Genomic DNA, 16,057 nt, shown 5'->3' on the forward strand with positions numbered 1-16,057 from the left:
GCCCCGACGCTGTCACTCCACGAGCGAGGACTCCTCGAACGGGCATCGAGCGGCCGTGGAATCACCGGGCGGCGGGGGCGTCCGCGCCGCGCGGCGGAGGGGCCGGGCGGCGGCGCAGCAGCCGGGCCGCGCCTGCGGCGAGCCCCACCCCCGCCAGGACCAGCAGCAGGTTGCGCCCGTACGGCAGCGGCAGCGCCGAAGGGTTCACCGGCGTGCCCGGACGCAGCAGCGCCGGCAGGGTGACCAGCACCAGCGCGCCCCCGGTGACCAGTGCCCCGCGTACGACGCCCCGGCCGGGGCCCGCCGCGACGAGCAGCCCGGCCCCCAGCACGAGCGGCGCGATGACCCCGTCGTGCAGGACGAGCGCGCCGCCGAGCCAGACGAGCACGCCGAGGGGGTCGGGCAGGCCCGCCACCAACCGCCCGCCGATCCCGATCAGCAGCAGGCCGAGCGCCCCCAGCGCGTACCGGTAGACCGTCACAGCACCTCCAGCAGCGTGACCCACTTGGTCTGGAGCACCCCGGGCCGGTTCGGTGCGATGATCCGCGCCGGATAGCCGTGGTCCAGGGACAGCTCCTGCCCGCCGAGTTCCAGCGCGAGCAGGGTGAGGGGGTCCTCGGCGTAGTCGCGGCCCATCTCCGTCACCCGGTACGCGCCGCCGGTCTCCAGCGAGGTGACGCGCAGGCCGGCGCCCGGCGGGGCCCCGGCCCGCGCGAGCAGGTCGCGGACGCGCACCCCGCTCCAGCGGGCCTCCTTGCTCCACCCCTCCACGCAGGCGATCGGCAGCCGCGCCCCGGCCCGCGGCAGGGCGCGCAGCTGCGGGAGGGTGAGGCTGTACGGGAGCGGGCCGCGGACCTCCAGCCGCCAGTCCCGCAGCCGTTCGGGGCCGACTCCCGCGGCCGCGGCCGTGCGGTTCACCGGCAGGCCCTGCGGCCCGTGCCCGGGGTGGCGCGGCCCGAGCAGGTCCAGCGCGGCCAGCGGGGTGAAGGCCTGTCCGACGGTGGTCGCGGTGACGGCCCCGACGGCCGCGCCGGCTCCGAGGAGCAGCGAACGGCGGTCCGGGCCGTCCTCGGGGGCGAGTTGCCGAGTGCCGGGCGAGCTGCGGCTCCAGTGCGCCCTGATCTCGGGGGCCTTGACGGCGACGTGCAGCAGGAGCGAGCCGGCCACGACCCAGGCGAGGGCGAAGTGGGTCTGGATGAAGCCGAACGGCCACGGGTACCACTGGACGATGTTCAGGAGGCCGGTGAAGACCTCCATGACGGCGGCGGCCACCAGCACGGCCACCGACAGCCGCTCCAGCGCGTGCCGTACGCCGCGCAGCGGCGGCCACAGGAAGAGCCTGGGGTACACCGCCCACAGCTTGACCAGGAGCAGCACGATCGCGGCGAGCCCGGTCGCGACGTGCAGGCCCTGGGTGAGGCGGTAGCCCCATACGGGCCGGCTGGGCAGCGCGTCGGCGGCCCAGGGGGGCGGGTGCTGGAGGTAGTGGCTGATCAGCCCGGTGAGGAAGCAGACGGCGACCGCCGCACCCAGCCAGCGCCCGACGGCGGTGGCGGTGCGGGCGTCGTGCAGCCGCCCGGCGAACACGGGCGGCCGGACGGCCGCGAGCACCGGGACCGGCACGCGGAGCCGGGAGCGCAGGGAGCGCGGCGGGGCGGGGGGCACGGGACGGGGGGAGGCCGGGGGCCCGGGGTCCGGCGGCGGGTCGGAAGTCATGTCCCCCATCACACCGCCGTACCGCGTCGCGCGGGCCGTCCGACACCTTACGGAACGCGGACGCCGGGCCGGGTCACGCCCCCGGCGGCACCCCGCGCTGCCAGGCTGCCCGCATGAACGCCCGGATCCCGGTCACCGTGACCCTGCTGCTGCTCGCCGCCCTGGCCGCCGTGCTCGTCACCGCCGTCCGCTACGACGGCTACGCCGCCGACCCCGGCGGGCTGCTCCTGCGGTACGCCGCCGCCTGGGCGCTGTTCGGTGCGGCCGCCTGGTCGCTGCGCCGGGTGCCCGGCCGGTACGTGGTCCCGCTGGTGGCGGCGGGGGCGCTGCTGGTGGCCGCGGCCGGCCTGACGGGGCCGCCGCTGACCAGTACGGACTCCTTCCGCTACGCCTGGGACGGCCGGGTGCAGGCCGCCGGGGTCTCGCCGTACGACCACGCCCCCGCGGATCCCGCGCTGCGGGACCTGCGCGACGACTGGCTGTTCCCGCGCGGCGCGGCGGCCTGCGCCGGCCCGGACCGTGTCGCGGTGGAGCCAGGGGTGTGCACCCGGATCAACCGGCCGGCCGTGCACACCCTCTACCCGCCCGTCGCCGAGGGGTACTTCGCCCTCGTGCACGCCCTCTCGCCGGCGGGGGTGCGCCACAAGGCCCTGCAGGCCGGCGGGGCCCTGCTGTCGCTCGGGGTCACCGCGGCGCTGCTGGTGGTGCTGCGCCGCCGGCGCGCGCTGCCGCGTACGGCGGCGTACTGGGCGTGGTGCCCGGCGGTGGCGGTGGAGGCGGTGAACAACGCGCACGCGGACGTGCTCGCCGTGCTGCTGTCGGTGGCGGCGCTGGGGGTGGTGGTGCGCCGGCGGGCGCTGGGCGGGGCGCTGTTCGGGCTGGCCGTCGCGGCGAAGCTGCTGCCCGCGGTCCTGCTGCCGGGCGCGCTGGCCGGCGTACGGCGCGGGCGGGACGCGGCGGCGCTGCTGGTGCCGGTGGCGGCGGTGGTGGGGCTGGTGTACCTGCCGTACGTACTGGCGTCGCGGTCCTCGGTCTTCGGCTATCTGGGGGGTTACGCCGAGGAGGAGGGGTACGGGGATCCGGGCGCGGGCGGCCGCTACGCGCTGCTGCGGCTGGTGCTGCCGGATTCCTGGGCGGTGCCGGCGGTGGTGCTCGGGATGCTCGCGGTGGTGGCGTACGTGTGGCGGCGCGGCGATCCCGAACGGCCGTGGAGCGGCGCCCTGCTGGTGACGGGCGCGGCCTTCCTGCTGATGACGCCGGGGTATTCCTGGTACGCGCTGCTGCTGGTGGCGCTGGTCGCGCTGGACGGGCGCGGCGAGTGGCTGGGGGTGGCGCCGGCGGGGGCCGCGGTGTACGTCGGCGGGGGGCTCGCGGGCGGGGCGGTGGGGGAGCTCGCGTACGGGCTGGCGGGCGCGGCGGTGCTCGCCGGGTGGGCGGTGCGCCGCCGCGCCCGGGGGGTTCCTCAGCCGATGCGGTAGGGGTCGCCGTAGACCTTCCAGTCGAGCGGGGTGTCCAGGTTCAGGTTGCCCTTCTTCAGGAAGACCCGTTGGGCGGTGTCGACGCGTGACGTGTCGCTGTGCGCCTCTTCCTGCTTCATGGCCCAGACCCGGGCGTCGAGGAAGGCGTTCAGCCAGGCGGTCTCGTTGCCGCCCTGGGCCGGGGGCTTGGCCTTGGCCAGGGCCCGCTTGCGGATGTTGCGGAAGCTGGTGGGATCGCCGCCGTCGCCGTGCATGACGATGGCGTCGTAGTAAATGAACTGGCCGAGGGTGCCGGTCCCGTCGGCCTTGCCCTGCCGGACGGCGGGATCGAAGTAGACGCGGTCGCGCTCGTGGTCCTGGGCCTTCTTGAACGCGGAGTCCTGCGCCGCCTTCGCCCAGTCCCGGGTGAAGTCCGGGTCGAGTCCGGCGTGCGAGTCGGTGCCGTTGACCTTGCGCAGGGCGGGGAGGTACGGGGCGAGCACGTTGCCGGGGGCGGTCCGGGTGTAATGCTCGACGAGGTCGAGCATGTCGCCGGTGCCGGAGCAGAAGCCGATGATGCCGGCGGTGTAGCCGCGGCCGTCGCCTATGTCCTCGATGTACTTGTACTGCGCCTTCCAGTCGAGGGAGGAGTTCTCGGCGCTGGAGACGATCCGCATGGCGATGTCCTTCTTCGCCGGGTCGTCGAGTCCGGTGGCGGCGGCCGCGGCGGCCGCCGGCGCGGGAGCGGCTGGGGCGGCCGCCGGCGCGGCGGTGGCGTGCGCCGCGACCGGGACGGCGAGGAGGGCGGCGCCGAGCAGGGCTGCGGCCGTCATCGTCTTTCGGTGGGGGGTGAACACAGTGCCTCCGAACGGTGGTTGAGTTTCCCTGTCCATTAGGAAACTTTCCTACCAGATACCGGAGACGGGGAACACCCCCCCGGCCGGACACGACCGGAAGCCGCCGGTCCGCGCGCTCGGGCCCCGGGACGCTCCACCGGGCGGGCCGTCAGAGCCAGCCGGCCCGCCGGAAACCCCGGTGCAGGACGAGGCAGGCGACCGCCATCACCGCGAGCACCAGCGGGTACCCGTACGTCCAGTGCAGTTCGGGCATGTGCTCGAAGTTCATGCCGTAGACCCCGCACACCATGGTCGGCACGGCCACTATGGCCGCCCAGGCCGTGATCTTGCGCATGTCCTCGTTCTGGGCGACCGTCACCTGCGCGAGGTGGGCCTGGAGGATGGAGTCGAGGAGGCCGTCGTAGGCGCCGATCTGCTCGGTGGCCCGGGTCAGGTGGTCGGCGACGTCGCGGAAGTAGGCGCGGACCTCCGGCGGGATCACCGGTATCGGCTGCGTGGCGAGGTGCTGGAGCGGCCGGCCGAGCGGAGCCACCGCCCGCCGCAGTTCGAGGAGTTCGCGCTTGAGCTGGTAGATCCGGCCCGCGTCGCCGCGGCTGCCGTGCTCGCTGAACACGGCCGTCTCCACGGCGTCCATGTCGCTCTGCACGGCGTCCGTGACCGCCACATAGTCGTCGACGACGTGGTCCGCCATGGCGTGCAGGACGGCCGCCGGGCCCTTGGCCAGCTGCTCGGGCTCGGACTCCAGGGCCTCGCGGACGGGACCGAGAGTGCCCTGGCCGCCGTGCCGGATGGTGATGACGAAGTCCTCGCCGATGAAGGCCATCAGCTCGCCGGTCTCCACCACCTCGCTCGTCGCGGTCAGCTCCTCGTGCTCGACGTAGCGGACGGTCTTGAAGACGGCGAAGAGGGTTTCGTCGTACCGCTCGACCTTGGGCCGCTGATGGGCGTTGACGGCGTCGTCGACGGCGAGGGGGTGCAGGCCGAAGAGCTCGGCGAGCCCGGCGATCTCCTCCTGCGAGGGTTCGTGCAGGCCGATCCAGACGAAGCCCGCGCCCGTCTTGCGGACCCGGCGCAGGGCCTCCTCCACCTCGCCGCAACCGTCCTGGCGGACCCCGTCGACGTAGACCACGCAGTTGACGACGGCGCTGCCGAGCGGGGAACGGGCAGGGTGGCTGAGGTCGACGGCCCGCCGGTAGCCGCGGCGCACGGCGCGGCGCAGGTTGCTGAACATGGACACGGACGTACTCCCCTTCGGCGGATCAGCGGCCAGTCTGCCACCGCCCGCCGACGGCTCCGCCACGCCCTCGTGCTCCCGGCGCCGGCCGGGGTCAGCCCCGGTCGACCAGGACGCTGGTGGACTTCACCCGCGCGGTGGCCCGCGCGCCCACCTCCAGGCCCAGCTCCTCGACCGCCTCGCGCGTGAGCAGGGACACGATGCGGTGCGGGCCGGCCTGGATCTCGACCTGGGCGTCGACGGTGCCGAGTCTCACACCGGTGACGATGCCGGGGAAGGCGTTGCGGGCCGAGGTGTACGGGGCTTCCTCCCCCTCTCCGCTACCCTCCTGCGCGGCCTCTACGCAGAACGCCGCAAGGTCCGGCCCGTCGACCGTGCGCCGCGATCCCTCGCGGCGGGTGGGGAAGCGGCCGGCGTCGGCCCACCGCCGGGCCGTGTCCGCGCTCACGCCGAGCAGCCGGGCCGCCTGACCGATGCTGTAGGACTCCATGCCCGCAGCGTAGGGCGGCCGGCGGCGCGGGGCTAACACGGCGGGGACGAGCCCTTCTGGCGGGTGAGGTCGCGGTTGTACAGCCACCCGGTGGTGTTGGTCCCCTCCACGCGCACGAACGTCCACTGGTTGCCGTAGGAGTTGACGATGTAGCAGTGGTACCAGAGCTTCGTGCCGTTCTTGACCAGCGCGCCCTGGGCGCACTGCTGGTACGGGGCGGCCAGCAGGTGGTGGTCGCCGGATATGTAGCCGTAGGTGCCCGGCTTCGGATCCTTGTGGGTCCAGCCGGCGCAGCCCGTCGGTACGGGGCTCGGCTTCCCCGGCGCGGGCGTGGGCCCCGTCCCGGAGGGCGAGGGGGTGCCGGGCTTCTTCGAGGGGGTGGCGGAGGGCTTCGCGGAGGGCCCGGAGACCGAGGGCGAGGGGCCGGGAGTGGGCGGGCCGGGCTGTCCGCCGGCCACGGGTGAGCCGCCCGCGGGCGCCGGTGTGGGGGCTGCCGTCGGCGCCGTGCCGTCCCCGCCCGAGGTGAGGGCGTACGTGACGCCGCCGGCGGCGAGTACGGCGACCACCGCGACGGCCATCGCGGCCCGGCCGCGGCGCCGCGCCGGGTCCGCGGCCCGCGTGGCCGGGAGCGGCTGTCCGGGCGGGGGCCCCTGCGGCGGGAATCCGCCGGGCTGCGGGCCGGGGGCGTACGGCTGGGGAGGAAACGTTCCGGCACCGAGCGGGGGCGGAGGCCCGAAGCCCGGAACCGGGGCGGTCGCCGCGCCGGACGGCGTGCCCGCGGCCGGCGGAACGGCGGCGGCCGCCGCCACGGGGCCCCGCGGATCCGGGCCCGGTCCCGCGGCGGGAGCGGGACCCGGGGCGGGTGCCGGGGCGGGTGCCGGAGCCCAGGCGGGAGCCGGAGCGGGGTGCGCCCCGCCGCCCTCCGCCACCCGCCGCAGCATCGCGCGGGCCTGGTCGGCGGTGGGCCGGTGCTCCGGCTCCTTCGCCATCAGCGCCCGCAGCACCGGGGCGAGCGGCCCCGCGCGCCGGGGCTCGGGCAGCGGATCACCGATGATCGCGGCCAGCGTGGACCACACCGAGGTGCGGCGGAACGGCGAGACGCCCTCCACCGCCGCGTACAGGGTCATCCCGAGCGACCAGATGTCCGAGGCCGGACCGGGTTCCTTGCCCTGCGCGCGCTCCGGCGGCAGGTAGTCGAGCGAGCCGACCAGTTCACCGCTGCGGGTCAGCTTCGCCATGGCCTCGTCACCGGAGGCGTCCATGGTGGCGATGCCGAAGTCGGTGAGCACGACCCGGCCTCCGCGCTCCAGCAGCACGTTGCCCGGCTTCACGTCGCGGTGCAGGACGCCCGCCCGGTGCGCGGCGTCGAGGGCGTCCATCAGCTTGGCGCCGATCGCGGCGGCCTCGTGCGCGTCCAGGGCGCCGTACCGGGTCACCGAGTCGTCGAGGGAGGGCCCGTCGACGAGTTCCATGACGATGACGGGGAGCCCCTGCTCCTGCGTGACGTCGTGCACGGTGACCACGCCGGGATGCCGGATGCGGGCGGCGGCCCGTGCCTCGCGCTCCATCCGGGTGCGCAGATCGGCCAGTTCGGCGTCGCCCGCGTCGGTGTACGCCCGTACGACCTTGACGGCGACCTCGCGGGCGAGCAGTTCGTCGACGGCCCGCGCGACCACGCCCATGCCGCCGCGGCCGACCACGGAGGTCACCCGGTAGCGGCCCCCCAGCACCTTGCCGATCAGGTCCCCGTCGTTCGCTTCCCCCGTTTGGCCCGCTGGCACCACATGCTCCGTTCCACGACCGGTCGTTCGTCTCGACCATCTGACGGGGCACAAGCGTAGATGCACGTCCGGCGGGTGGTCCGCGCGGCCGCCGCCCGCGGGCCCACGACCTAAGCCGGGCGCAGCGCTTCCATGGCCGTTTCGGCGACCACGCGGGCGACCAGCGCCAGCGCGGGCGAGTCCAGCTTCCACTGCTGCCAGTACAGCGGTACGTCCAGCCACCGCCCCGGCGCCAGCGGCACCAGCGCGCCGGTCTCCAGCAGCGGCTCGGCCTGCGGTTCGGGTACGAGCCCCCAACCGAGACCGGCGGCCACGGCGTCGCGGTACCCCTCGGAGGTCGGTACGAGGTGGCGCGCGGCCGAGGCCGGCGAGGCGCCGCCGGTGAGGGCGCGGACGAAGTCGTCCTGGAGGACGTCGCGCCGGTCGAAGACGATCAGCGGGGCCTCCGCCAGGTCCCGCCGCGGATCCCCCGTCAGGTACCGGGCGGCGAAGGCCGGGCTCGCCGCCGGCAGGTAGCGGGCCAGCCCCAGGGCCCGCACCGTGCACCCGGCCACGGGGTCGGGCGAGGAGGTGACGGCGGCCATGACCTGCCCCTCCCGCAGCAGCGCGGTGGTGTGGGACTCGTCCTCGCGGTGCAGCTCGAAGCAGATCGGCGGATCCTGCGGCACCCGGGTCAGCGCGGGCAGGAACCAGGTGGCCAGCGAGTCCGCGTTGACCGCGATGGGCAGCCGGACCGGGCCCAGCCCGTCGGCCATCCCCATGCCCAGCTCGGCGCGTGCGTCCCGCTCCAGCCTGGACAGCTGCCGGGCGAAGCGGATGACCACCTCGCCGGATTCGGTCGCCCGCACCGGCTTGGTCCGCATCAGCAGCACCCGGCCGGTGCGCTGTTCCAGCGCCTTGACCCGTTGGCTGACGGCGGACGGCGTCACGTGCAGCGCCGCGGCGGCGGCGTCGAAGGTGCCCCCGTCCACGACCGCGAGCAGGGTCCGGACCTGGTCCAGGGGAAGCTCGTCCATCACGACGGCTAATGATACGTAAAAATCTTTAGCTGTACGCGGCGCCGCGCGCTCCCTACGGTCGGAGCCATGACGAACGGCATCACCACAGCACTCCTGGCGGGTTTCGGCACCGGCCTGTCCCTCATCGTGGCCATCGGCGCGCAGAACGCCTTCGTGCTGCGCCAGGGCGCCCGCCGGCACGCCGTCCTCGCGGTGGTCGCCATCTGCGCCGTGTCCGACGCGGTCCTCATCGGCCTCGGCGTGGCCGGCGTCGGCGCCTTCGTCACCGCCTGGCCGGCCGCCCTGACGGCCGTCGCGGTCGCCGGCGGCGGCTTCCTGATCTGCTACGGGATCCTCGCCGCCCGGCGCGTGCTGCGTCCCGCACCCGGCGCGGCCCTCAACGCCGGCGGCGCCACCGCCGGGTCCGTCCGCGCGGCAGTGCTCACCTGCCTGGCCATGACGTGGCTCAACCCGCACGTCTACCTGGACACCGTCCTGCTGGTGGGCTCGCTCGCCGCCGACCGGGGCGATCTGCGCTGGGCGTTCGGGGCGGGGGCCGGACTGGCCAGCCTGATCTGGTTCAGCACCCTCGGCTACGGGGCCCGGCTGCTCAGCGGCCTGCTGGCGCGGCCCGCCGCCTGGCGGGTGCTGGACGGGCTGGTCGCCGCGACGATGGTCACGATGGGCGGGCTGCTCCTCGTACGGGCCTGACCTGCGCGACCGGTGCCGCAACCGGGCCGTCCCGCAGGGCCCGGCCGGGGCGTCCGGCCGGCCCGGACGTGGTACTGATTCCCGTACGCCCCGCCCCCGGGGCCCCGCCCGGTCACCGATGCCGTGACGCCCGAGCCCCCCCCTCCCGGAGCCGCCGCCGTGCCCGACCGCCCGTCGCCCGAGGCCGTGCGCGCCTACTACGCCGCCCAGGCGGCCCCGCTCGTCGCCGCGACCGGGATCGTCCTGGACGCGCGGGGCCGGGTCCTCGTCCTCACCCCCTCGTACAAGGACGGCCTCGAACTGCCCGGCGGCACGGTGGAGGACACCGAGACCCCGGAAGAAGGCCTGGCCCGGGAGCTGAAGGAGGAGCTGGACCTGTCCGTTCCGGTCGGCCGGCTGCTGGCCGTGGACTCTTGCCCGCCGGGCGCGCTCGGCCGCTCGATCGTGGTCCACGTGTACCTCGTGGGCCCGCTGACCGGTGCGGGGGCCGAGGGGATCGCCTTCGCCGACGGCGAGGTCACCGAAGCCCGCTGGCTCACCCCCGAGGAGGCCGCGGAGCAGCTGTCCGACCGGCTGGCGCCCCGGCTGCGCGCCGGGCTGGCCGCGCTGCACTCCGGCTCGGTGGCACACCTGGTCGGCGGCGTGCCGCAGCCCGGCTCCCCGGCCGGACTGGACCCGGCGGACCGCGCGGCCCTGGAACACGCGGGCCGCTACGACTCCGCCGGGCACCGCGCGGCCCGGCCCAAGGCGCTCACCGCCGCGAACGTGCTGTTCACCGACGGGGGCGGCGGGGTCCTGCTCGTCCGTCCCGGCTACGGCGAGCCGGGCCGCTGGCTGCTCCCCGGCGGCGGCGTCGACAGCGACCTCGGCGAGACCCCGCGGGACGCGGCGGCGCGCGAGGTCCGCGAGGAGACGGGCCTGGACCGGGATCCGGGCCGCCTCCTCGCCGTCGACTGGACCCACCGGCCCGGCTACCCGGCGCGGATCCGGTTCCTGTACGACGGCGGGGTCCTCGGCCCGGCCGAACTCGCCGCGATCCGGCTGCCGCCCGCCGAGCTGCTGGAGTGGCGTACGGCACGCCGGGACGAGCTGCGCGGGCTGGTCAAACCGAAGCTGCGCCGGCAGATCAAGGCCTGCCTGACCGCCCTGGCGGAGGGCACCGGCCCGCTGGAACTCCACTCCGGCCGCCCGGTCGGCCCGTCCTGAGAGCCGCCCGCGGCACCTCGGGGTGGTCGAGGGCCGTGCGGGATCGCCGGGGCGGCCCGGGCGGCACGTGGGTATCGCGGGCGGCTCTCAGGACCGTGGGCCACGGGCCCGTCCGAGTGGACCGGCCCGGCGCATACCCCCTACCCCTTTGGAGTACCGGTCCGGGGTCGCCTACGATGCCGCCATGAGGACGAGTACGCGGGCCGGACGCGCGGGGAGGCCCGCCGGGCCGCCCGCACGGCTGCTCCTCGTCCTGGCCGTGCTCGCGGGACTCGTGGCCATGCACGGACTCGGCCCGGGAGCCGTCCCGCCGGCCGCCGCGCACGCGGCGGCCCACGCCGCCGCAGCCGGGCACCCGGCGGCCGACCCCTGCGACTGCGCCCATGCCGGCGCCCCGGTACCCGACGCGCCCGGCGGGGGGCACGCCCAGCACGCCGACCCCACCTGTGCGGCATCCGGCACCAGCGGTGCCCCGGTCCTGCACGCGCCGGCGGCCGCGCCCGGCCCGGTCCCCGCCGCGGACGGGGCCCCGCACGGCATCGTTCCCGGGGCCGCGGCGTGCGGGCGTGCGCCTCCCTCCCTCAGCGAACTGCAACTCCTGCGCGTATAGGGCGGCTTCGGCCGGCGCTCCCGCCGGCGAGCCCACCCCTACGCCCCCAGCACAGGAGAAGCACCCTCATGACCGTCAAGCGTTCCCTGATCCGCCGCACCACCGCCGTGGCCGCCACCGCCACCGCCGCCCTCGTCCTCGCCGCCTGCGGCGCGAAGGACGGCGCCGACGACACGGCGCACGACGGCCACGGCGCCGGCAGCACGGCGTCCGCCCCCGCCTCCGCGTCGGCCGGGCCTTCCGGCGACACCTCCCGGGCCGCGCACAACGCCGCCGACACCGCCTTCGCCCAGGGGATGGTCCCGCACCACCGGCAGGCGGTCGAGATGGCCGCCCTCGCCGCGACCCGCGCCGCATCGGCCGAGGTCAAGGCACTGGCCGAGGAGATCAGGAAGGCCCAGGACCCGGAGATCACGACCCTGTCCGGCTGGCTGTCCTCCTGGGGCGAGCAGGTTCCCGCCGCGGACTCCGGGCACGGCGGGCACAGCGGCCACCCGATGTCCGGGATGATGACCGGCGAGGAGATGGAGCAGCTGGCGAAGGCCTCCGGGAAGGCCTTCGACACCGCGTTCCTCGAGCTGATGGTCAAGCACCACGAGGGTGCCGTGGCCATGGCCAGGACGGAGCAGTCCGACGGCAGGTACCAGCCCGCCAAGGACATGGCCGCCGCCATCGTCGGCTCCCAGAGCGCCGAGATCACCCGGATGAACGGGCTCCTCGGCAGGAACTGACCCGGTCGGCCGCGCGGGCCGACGTCAGCCGCCGACCCGCGCGACCATCAGGGCGATGTCGTCGTCCGCCGCCGCCGGGACGAGGTGGGTGATCAGCGAGTCGCACAGGTGGTCGAGCTGGCGCTGCGGGTCCGCGAGCAGCTGCATCAGCTCGGCCAGCCGCTCGTCGAGGTCGCTGCCCCGGGCCTCGATGAGTCCGTCGGTGTAGAGCACGAGGAGGCTGCCCGGCGGCACCTCGACCTCGACGGGGGTGAACGCGATGCCGCCGACGCCCAGCGGGACCCCGGGCGGGGTGTCCAGGAGCCGGACGGTGCCGTCGGGGAGCGCGAGGGCGGGCGGCGGGTGCCCGGCGCGTGTGACGGTGCAGCGTCCCGCGGCCGGGTCGCAGACGACGTAGAGGAAGGTGGCGAGCATCGGTTCGGCGAGGTCGGCGAGCGCGGCCTCCAGCTGGTGCAGCAGCTGTACGGGCGAGAGGTCCAGCCGAGAGAGGGACCGTACGGAGGCGGAGAGCCGGCCCATGACCGCGGCGGCGGCGATGCCGTGGCCCATCACGTCGCCGATCAGCAGGGCCGCCTTGCCGCCGGACAGGGCGAGGACGTCGTACCAGTCGCCGCCGACCTCGTTGACGTCGCTCGCGGGCAGGTAGCGGTGGCTGACCTCGATGCCCGGCGGCGGGGTGATGTGCTGCGGGAGCATGCTGCGCTGGAGGATGACGGCGGTCTCGTGCTCACGGTGGTACAGCCGGGCGTTGTCGATGCTGAGGGCGGCGCGGGCGGCGAGTTCGCCGGCGAGGGTGACGTCCTCGGCGGTGAAGGGCCCCACCGGGCGGGTGCGGTAGAAGGTGGCGAGGCCGAGTACGGATTCCCGGGCCACGAGGGGGGCCATCACGAAGGAGTGCACTCCCACCGTGAGCAGCTGCGCGGGTTTGGTGGTGTGCCGGGCGGCGGGGGCCACGGTCTGTTCGTCCAGGCGGGCGATCAGGAAGGGCTGCCGGGCGGCGAGGGCCTGGGTGTAGGGGGCGTTCGGGGGGAAGGTCAGCGTGCGGCCGAGGGGCGCGAGGATGTCGGTCAGCCGGGATCCGGACAGCGGCGCCCGGCCGAGCCTGCGCAGGTCGACGCCGCCGGTGAGCCCCATGCCGGGTTCGTCGCCGCGGGCCAGCGCGTCGAGGACGTCGACGGTGACGGCGTCGGCGAGGCGCGGGACGGCGAGGTCCGCGAGTTCCTGCGCGGTGCGCTCCAGGTCCAGGCTGGAGCCGACGCGCATGCTGGCCTCGCTGAGCAGGGCCAGCCGGCGCCGGCCGGCTTCGGCTTCGACGTGGTCGCGCTGCTGATCGGTGATGTCGACGAGGGAGGCGATCACCCCGATCGGCATGTGGGCGGGGTCCTCCACCCGGACGTAGGAGCACGACCACACGCGGTCGTGGTCCGGCTCCGAGGGCGTCCGTCCGACGCGGCGGCGGTCGAGGAGCGGTTTCCCCGTCTCCAGGACCTGCCGCATGGCCTCCTCCATCTCCAGCGCGTTCACCTCGGGGAGGAGCTCGGCCAGGCGGCGCCCCACGTGCGCCGACTCCGGGAGCCCGTTCATGGCCTCGAGAGCCGCGTTGACCTGCAAGAACCGCAGCTGCGTGTCGAGGATGGCGATGCCGACGGGCGAGCGGGCGAAGAGGCCGTCCCAGACCGCCGACGACCCGCGGATGCGGCGGGCCGCGTGGGCGTCGGCCGCGAAGACCAGCACCGTAGAGCCGTGCTGCCGGTCGGACACGGGGGAGGCCCAGATCTCCACCTCGATGGGATGCCCGTCGCGGTGCCAGGCCGTGACGGTGCCCATGACGCCCCGGCCGGAGGCGGCCGCCTCCCACAGGGAGCGGCCGAGGCTGCGGTCGGAGCCCGGGTGCAGCAGGTCGGCGATGTTGCGGCCGAGCATCTGGGGCGGGGTGTAGCCGAGCAGCTCCTGCGCGACCTGGTTCCAGCGCACGATCGTCCCGTCGCCGCCGGTGGCCACGAGCGCGACGGGCAGCGCGCCCAGCCAGCCGCCGGCGGCCTGTGCGGCGTTGCTGATCAGCTCGTCGACCGGGATGTGCTCGTTCATCAAGGCTCGTTCATCGCGGCTCGTTCATCACGGTTCGTTCACGGGGCTCACTCCTCGGACACCTGCACGCCTCCATCGTCTGCCGACCGGCGGACCGCCGCCTCCCGGAGCCGGAGCACGGGCCGTGACCGCCGCACGACCCGGCCGCCCGTTCGACACGACCGTCGGGGGCGGTGACCATGGGAGGGCCCTGGATCCAGGGATCCCCCTCCCCCGCTTCCCGCCCACTGGGGCGGGGGTCTCCGCACGGTCCCGCCCGCAGGGCAGGCGGGACTGTGCGGACACCTCTAGGGCAGGTCGGCCCCCGTCCGCGTGCCGGTCCCGGTGGGGACGTCGTCGAGGAAGCCGCCCGACTGGTGCTGCCACAGCTTCGCGTAGGCGCCCTCCGCGGCGAGCAGCTCCTGGTGGCTGCCCTGCTCCACGATCCGCCCGCGGTCGAGGACGACGAGCCGGTCCATGCCGGCGACCGTGCTGAGCCGGTGCGCCACCACGAGCGCCGTCCGCCCCTCCATCAGCCGCCAGAGCGCGTCCTGGACGAGGATCTCGCTCTCGGAGTCGAGGGCGCTGGTGGCCTCGTCCAGCAGCAGGATCGGCGCGTCGCGCAGGATCGCCCGGGCGAGGGCGACGCGCTGGCGCTGTCCGCCGGACAGCTTCACTCCGCGCTCGCCCACCATGGTGTCGAAGCCGTCCGGCAGCGCGTCGGCGAATTCCGTGACGTGCGCCGCCTCGGCCGCCCGGCGGATCTGGGCTTCGGTGGCTCCGGGCCGGGCGAAGGCGATGTTCTCCCGCAGCGTGCGATGGAACATCGCCGGGTCCTGGGGCACGTACGCCATCAGACCGCGCAGGTCGGACTGGGCCAGCCGGCTGATGTCCTGGCCGCCGACCGTGATCCGTCCGCCGTCCACGTCGGTCATCCGCAGCAGCAGCCGGGTGAGGGTGGTCTTGCCCCCGCCGGACCGGCCGACGAGTCCGAGTTTCGTCCCGGCGGGCACGGCCAGGTCGAGGCCCTCGAAGAGCGGCTCGGCACCCCCGTGGGCGAAGGTCACCCCTTCGAAGCGCATGTCGGCGCCCCCGGACCGCAGCGGTTCCGGGACCTTCGGGTCGAGGACGGTCGGCGGGGTCAGCAGCAGGGAGGTGAACTGCGCGGCCTCCGTCATCGAGCTTTCCAGGCGGCGGTAGATCTGGTTGAACTCGAACATGATCCGGGTGGCGTTGCTGTAGTAGGTGAAGGCGACGACGACCGTCTCCACGCTGTGCCCGCCCCCGGCGAGCCCGACGGCGACGAACATGCCGAGCGCGTTGGTCAGTACGGACATCGGCGCGACGAGCGTGTCGATGCGCAGGTTGCCGTAGTCCCACGAGCGCAGCATGAGCCGCCGTGATTCCGCGACCCGCGAGCGGTGTTCGGCGGCCTCGCGTTCCTCGGCCGCGAACGCGCGGACCGTGTCCATGTTCATCAGGCTGTCGGCGACGTGGCCGGAGACCCGGGCGAGGGCCTCCTCGCGCTGGTCCACGAGCGCCTGGCGGCGGCGGATCAACGGGGCCGCGCACAGCCCCGTCAGCACGATCATCGTCAGGAGCCCGACGACGAGGAGCGGTTCGTAGTGCCACAGCACCACCGAGCCGAACACCAGGGGGACGAGCTTGCCCATGACCTGGAAGGTCAAGGTGTCCACGAACTCCTCGAAGCGGGAGGCGAAGCTCAGGACGCGTTTGGTCAGTGATCCGGCGAAGTTGTCGTGGAAGAACGCCGCGTCCTTGGCGAACAGCTCGTCCATGCCGATGACGTACAGCTGCTCGACGCCGTGGGCGTCGAGGCGGTTGAGGCAGTGCAGCCCGAGGCGCCACAGCGCCTCGGACAGCAGCAGGACGCCGGCGAACGCGATGACGTAGGGCAGCGTTTGGCCGATGCCCGTGGCGGCGCTCCCGCCGTCGGCGATCCGGCCGACGAGCTTGGCGACGACCAGCGGCGCGACGTAGTTGATGCCGATGTTGCCCAGCGCCGGGAGCAGCATGGCGGGCACGGCCAGCCGGCGGAGCCGGACCAGCTCCCGTCCGTAGTGGCGCAGTGCGAGGAGTACCGGACCCTTGCCCGGCGGATTTCGGTGTGCTTCAGGAGATCCCATACCAACCCTGTGCTGTTGGAGCGGCAGGACAGGAACGGCAGTGTCCCGCAGG

14 protein-coding genes are annotated in these 16,057 nt (G+C 75.0%); 5 read left to right on the forward strand and 9 right to left on the reverse strand.

The features are described 5' to 3' along the window. Nucleotides 1-61 precede the first annotated feature (61 nt). Together AB0D45_RS20810 and AB0D45_RS20815 are read right to left on the reverse strand one after the other, a co-directional pair. On the reverse strand, nucleotides 62-481 hold the full coding sequence (locus tag AB0D45_RS20810; RefSeq protein ID WP_362461096.1) for a hypothetical protein: 420 nt from the start codon (nucleotides 479-481) through the stop codon (nucleotides 62-64). Then, nucleotides 478-1,716 (reverse strand): molybdopterin-dependent oxidoreductase, encoded by a 1,239-nt coding sequence (locus AB0D45_RS20815; RefSeq protein ID WP_362461099.1) that lies wholly within the window; start codon nucleotides 1,714-1,716, stop codon nucleotides 478-480. Before AB0D45_RS20815 ends, AB0D45_RS20810 begins: the two co-directional genes overlap by 4 nt. Before the next feature lie 113 nt (nucleotides 1,717-1,829). Between AB0D45_RS20815 and AB0D45_RS20820 the strand changes: the two genes are divergently transcribed. Beyond that, a complete protein-coding gene (locus AB0D45_RS20820; protein ID WP_362461102.1) occupies nucleotides 1,830-3,194 on the forward strand; it encodes a glycosyltransferase family 87 protein in 1,365 nt (454 codons plus the stop codon). On the opposite strand, the gene AB0D45_RS20825 is transcribed toward AB0D45_RS20820, so the two are convergent. The 5 genes from AB0D45_RS20825 to AB0D45_RS20845 form a co-directional block, all read right to left on the reverse strand. Next, nucleotides 3,179-4,006 (reverse strand): chitosanase, encoded by an 828-nt coding sequence (locus tag AB0D45_RS20825; protein WP_362461105.1) that lies wholly within the window; start codon nucleotides 4,004-4,006, stop codon nucleotides 3,179-3,181. The genes AB0D45_RS20820 and AB0D45_RS20825 overlap by 16 nt on opposite strands. A 172-nt stretch (nucleotides 4,007-4,178) precedes the next feature. After that, nucleotides 4,179-5,261 (reverse strand): magnesium/cobalt transporter CorA, encoded by a 1,083-nt coding sequence (corA, locus tag AB0D45_RS20830; RefSeq protein ID WP_361611290.1) that lies wholly within the window; start codon nucleotides 5,259-5,261, stop codon nucleotides 4,179-4,181. Nucleotides 5,262-5,358: 97 nt separating this feature from the next. Next, entirely contained in the window at nucleotides 5,359-5,754 is a 396-nt protein-coding gene (locus tag AB0D45_RS20835) for a TOBE domain-containing protein (RefSeq protein ID WP_362461107.1), read from the reverse strand. A 32-nt stretch (nucleotides 5,755-5,786) separates the two neighbouring features. After that, nucleotides 5,787-7,535, reverse strand: coding sequence for a serine/threonine-protein kinase (locus AB0D45_RS20840; RefSeq protein WP_362461110.1), 1,749 nt, complete (start codon nucleotides 7,533-7,535; stop codon nucleotides 5,787-5,789). Nucleotides 7,536-7,645: 110 nt separating this feature from the next. Continuing rightward, nucleotides 7,646-8,551 carry a LysR family transcriptional regulator ArgP gene (locus AB0D45_RS20845; RefSeq protein WP_362461113.1) on the reverse strand — a complete coding sequence of 302 codons (906 nt, stop codon included), beginning with the start codon at nucleotides 8,549-8,551 and terminating at the stop codon, nucleotides 7,646-7,648. A 69-nt stretch (nucleotides 8,552-8,620) separates the two neighbouring features. On the opposite strand from AB0D45_RS20845, the gene AB0D45_RS20850 reads away from it, so the two are divergent. From AB0D45_RS20850 to AB0D45_RS20865, 4 genes are all read left to right on the forward strand, one after another. Further along, nucleotides 8,621-9,244: a LysE/ArgO family amino acid transporter gene (locus tag AB0D45_RS20850; RefSeq protein WP_362461116.1), complete on the forward strand. Its 624-nt coding sequence runs from the start codon at nucleotides 8,621-8,623 to the stop codon at nucleotides 9,242-9,244. 159 nt (nucleotides 9,245-9,403) lie between these two features. After that, a complete protein-coding gene (locus tag AB0D45_RS20855) occupies nucleotides 9,404-10,450 on the forward strand; it encodes an NUDIX hydrolase (protein WP_362461119.1) in 1,047 nt (348 codons plus the stop codon). Between the two features lie 184 nt (nucleotides 10,451-10,634). Beyond that, the gene (locus tag AB0D45_RS20860) at nucleotides 10,635-11,060 is read left to right on the forward strand and encodes a DUF6153 family protein (protein ID WP_362461122.1); all 426 of its coding nucleotides are present in this window, start codon (nucleotides 10,635-10,637) and stop codon (nucleotides 11,058-11,060) included. 68 nt (nucleotides 11,061-11,128) lie between these two features. Further along, nucleotides 11,129-11,791: a DUF305 domain-containing protein gene (locus AB0D45_RS20865; protein ID WP_362461125.1), complete on the forward strand. Its 663-nt coding sequence runs from the start codon at nucleotides 11,129-11,131 to the stop codon at nucleotides 11,789-11,791. Nucleotides 11,792-11,815: 24 nt separating this feature from the next. On the opposite strand, the gene AB0D45_RS20870 is transcribed toward AB0D45_RS20865, so the two are convergent. Together AB0D45_RS20870 and AB0D45_RS20875 are read right to left on the reverse strand one after the other, a co-directional pair. Further along, complete coding sequence (locus tag AB0D45_RS20870) at nucleotides 11,816-13,879, reverse strand: SpoIIE family protein phosphatase (protein WP_362461128.1); 2,064 nt, start codon at nucleotides 13,877-13,879, stop codon at nucleotides 11,816-11,818. 287 nt (nucleotides 13,880-14,166) lie between these two features. Further along, nucleotides 14,167-16,005 carry an ABC transporter ATP-binding protein gene (locus AB0D45_RS20875; RefSeq protein ID WP_362461129.1) on the reverse strand — a complete coding sequence of 613 codons (1,839 nt, stop codon included), beginning with the start codon at nucleotides 16,003-16,005 and terminating at the stop codon, nucleotides 14,167-14,169. Nucleotides 16,006-16,057: the final 52 nt, after the last annotated feature.

The organism is Streptomyces sp. NPDC048352, from assembly GCF_040651895.1.
GTDB lineage: Bacteria > Actinomycetota > Actinomycetes > Streptomycetales > Streptomycetaceae > Streptomyces.

Bases quoted from the DNA above. Each gene is read 5' to 3' on its own strand.
- AB0D45_RS20845 (WP_362461113.1), bottom strand. From the start codon at position 8,551: ATGGACGAGCTTCCCCTGGACCAGGTCCGGACCCTGCTCGCGGTCGTG.
- AB0D45_RS20815 (WP_362461099.1), bottom strand. From the start codon at position 1,716: ATGACTTCCGACCCGCCGCCGGACCCCGGGCCCCCGGCCTCCCCCCGT.
- AB0D45_RS20820 (WP_362461102.1), top strand. From the start codon at position 1,830: ATGAACGCCCGGATCCCGGTCACCGTGACCCTGCTGCTGCTCGCCGCC.
- corA (WP_361611290.1), bottom strand. From the start codon at position 5,261: ATGTTCAGCAACCTGCGCCGCGCCGTGCGCCGCGGCTACCGGCGGGCC.
- AB0D45_RS20825 (WP_362461105.1), bottom strand. From the start codon at position 4,006: ATGACGGCCGCAGCCCTGCTCGGCGCCGCCCTCCTCGCCGTCCCGGTC.
- AB0D45_RS20865 (WP_362461125.1), top strand. From the start codon at position 11,129: ATGACCGTCAAGCGTTCCCTGATCCGCCGCACCACCGCCGTGGCCGCC.
- AB0D45_RS20860 (WP_362461122.1), top strand. From the start codon at position 10,635: ATGAGGACGAGTACGCGGGCCGGACGCGCGGGGAGGCCCGCCGGGCCG.
- AB0D45_RS20850 (WP_362461116.1), top strand. From the start codon at position 8,621: ATGACGAACGGCATCACCACAGCACTCCTGGCGGGTTTCGGCACCGGC.
- AB0D45_RS20870 (WP_362461128.1), bottom strand. From the start codon at position 13,879: ATGAACGAGCACATCCCGGTCGACGAGCTGATCAGCAACGCCGCACAG.
- AB0D45_RS20835 (WP_362461107.1), bottom strand. From the start codon at position 5,754: ATGGAGTCCTACAGCATCGGTCAGGCGGCCCGGCTGCTCGGCGTGAGC.
- AB0D45_RS20875 (WP_362461129.1), bottom strand. From the start codon at position 16,005: ATGGGATCTCCTGAAGCACACCGAAATCCGCCGGGCAAGGGTCCGGTA.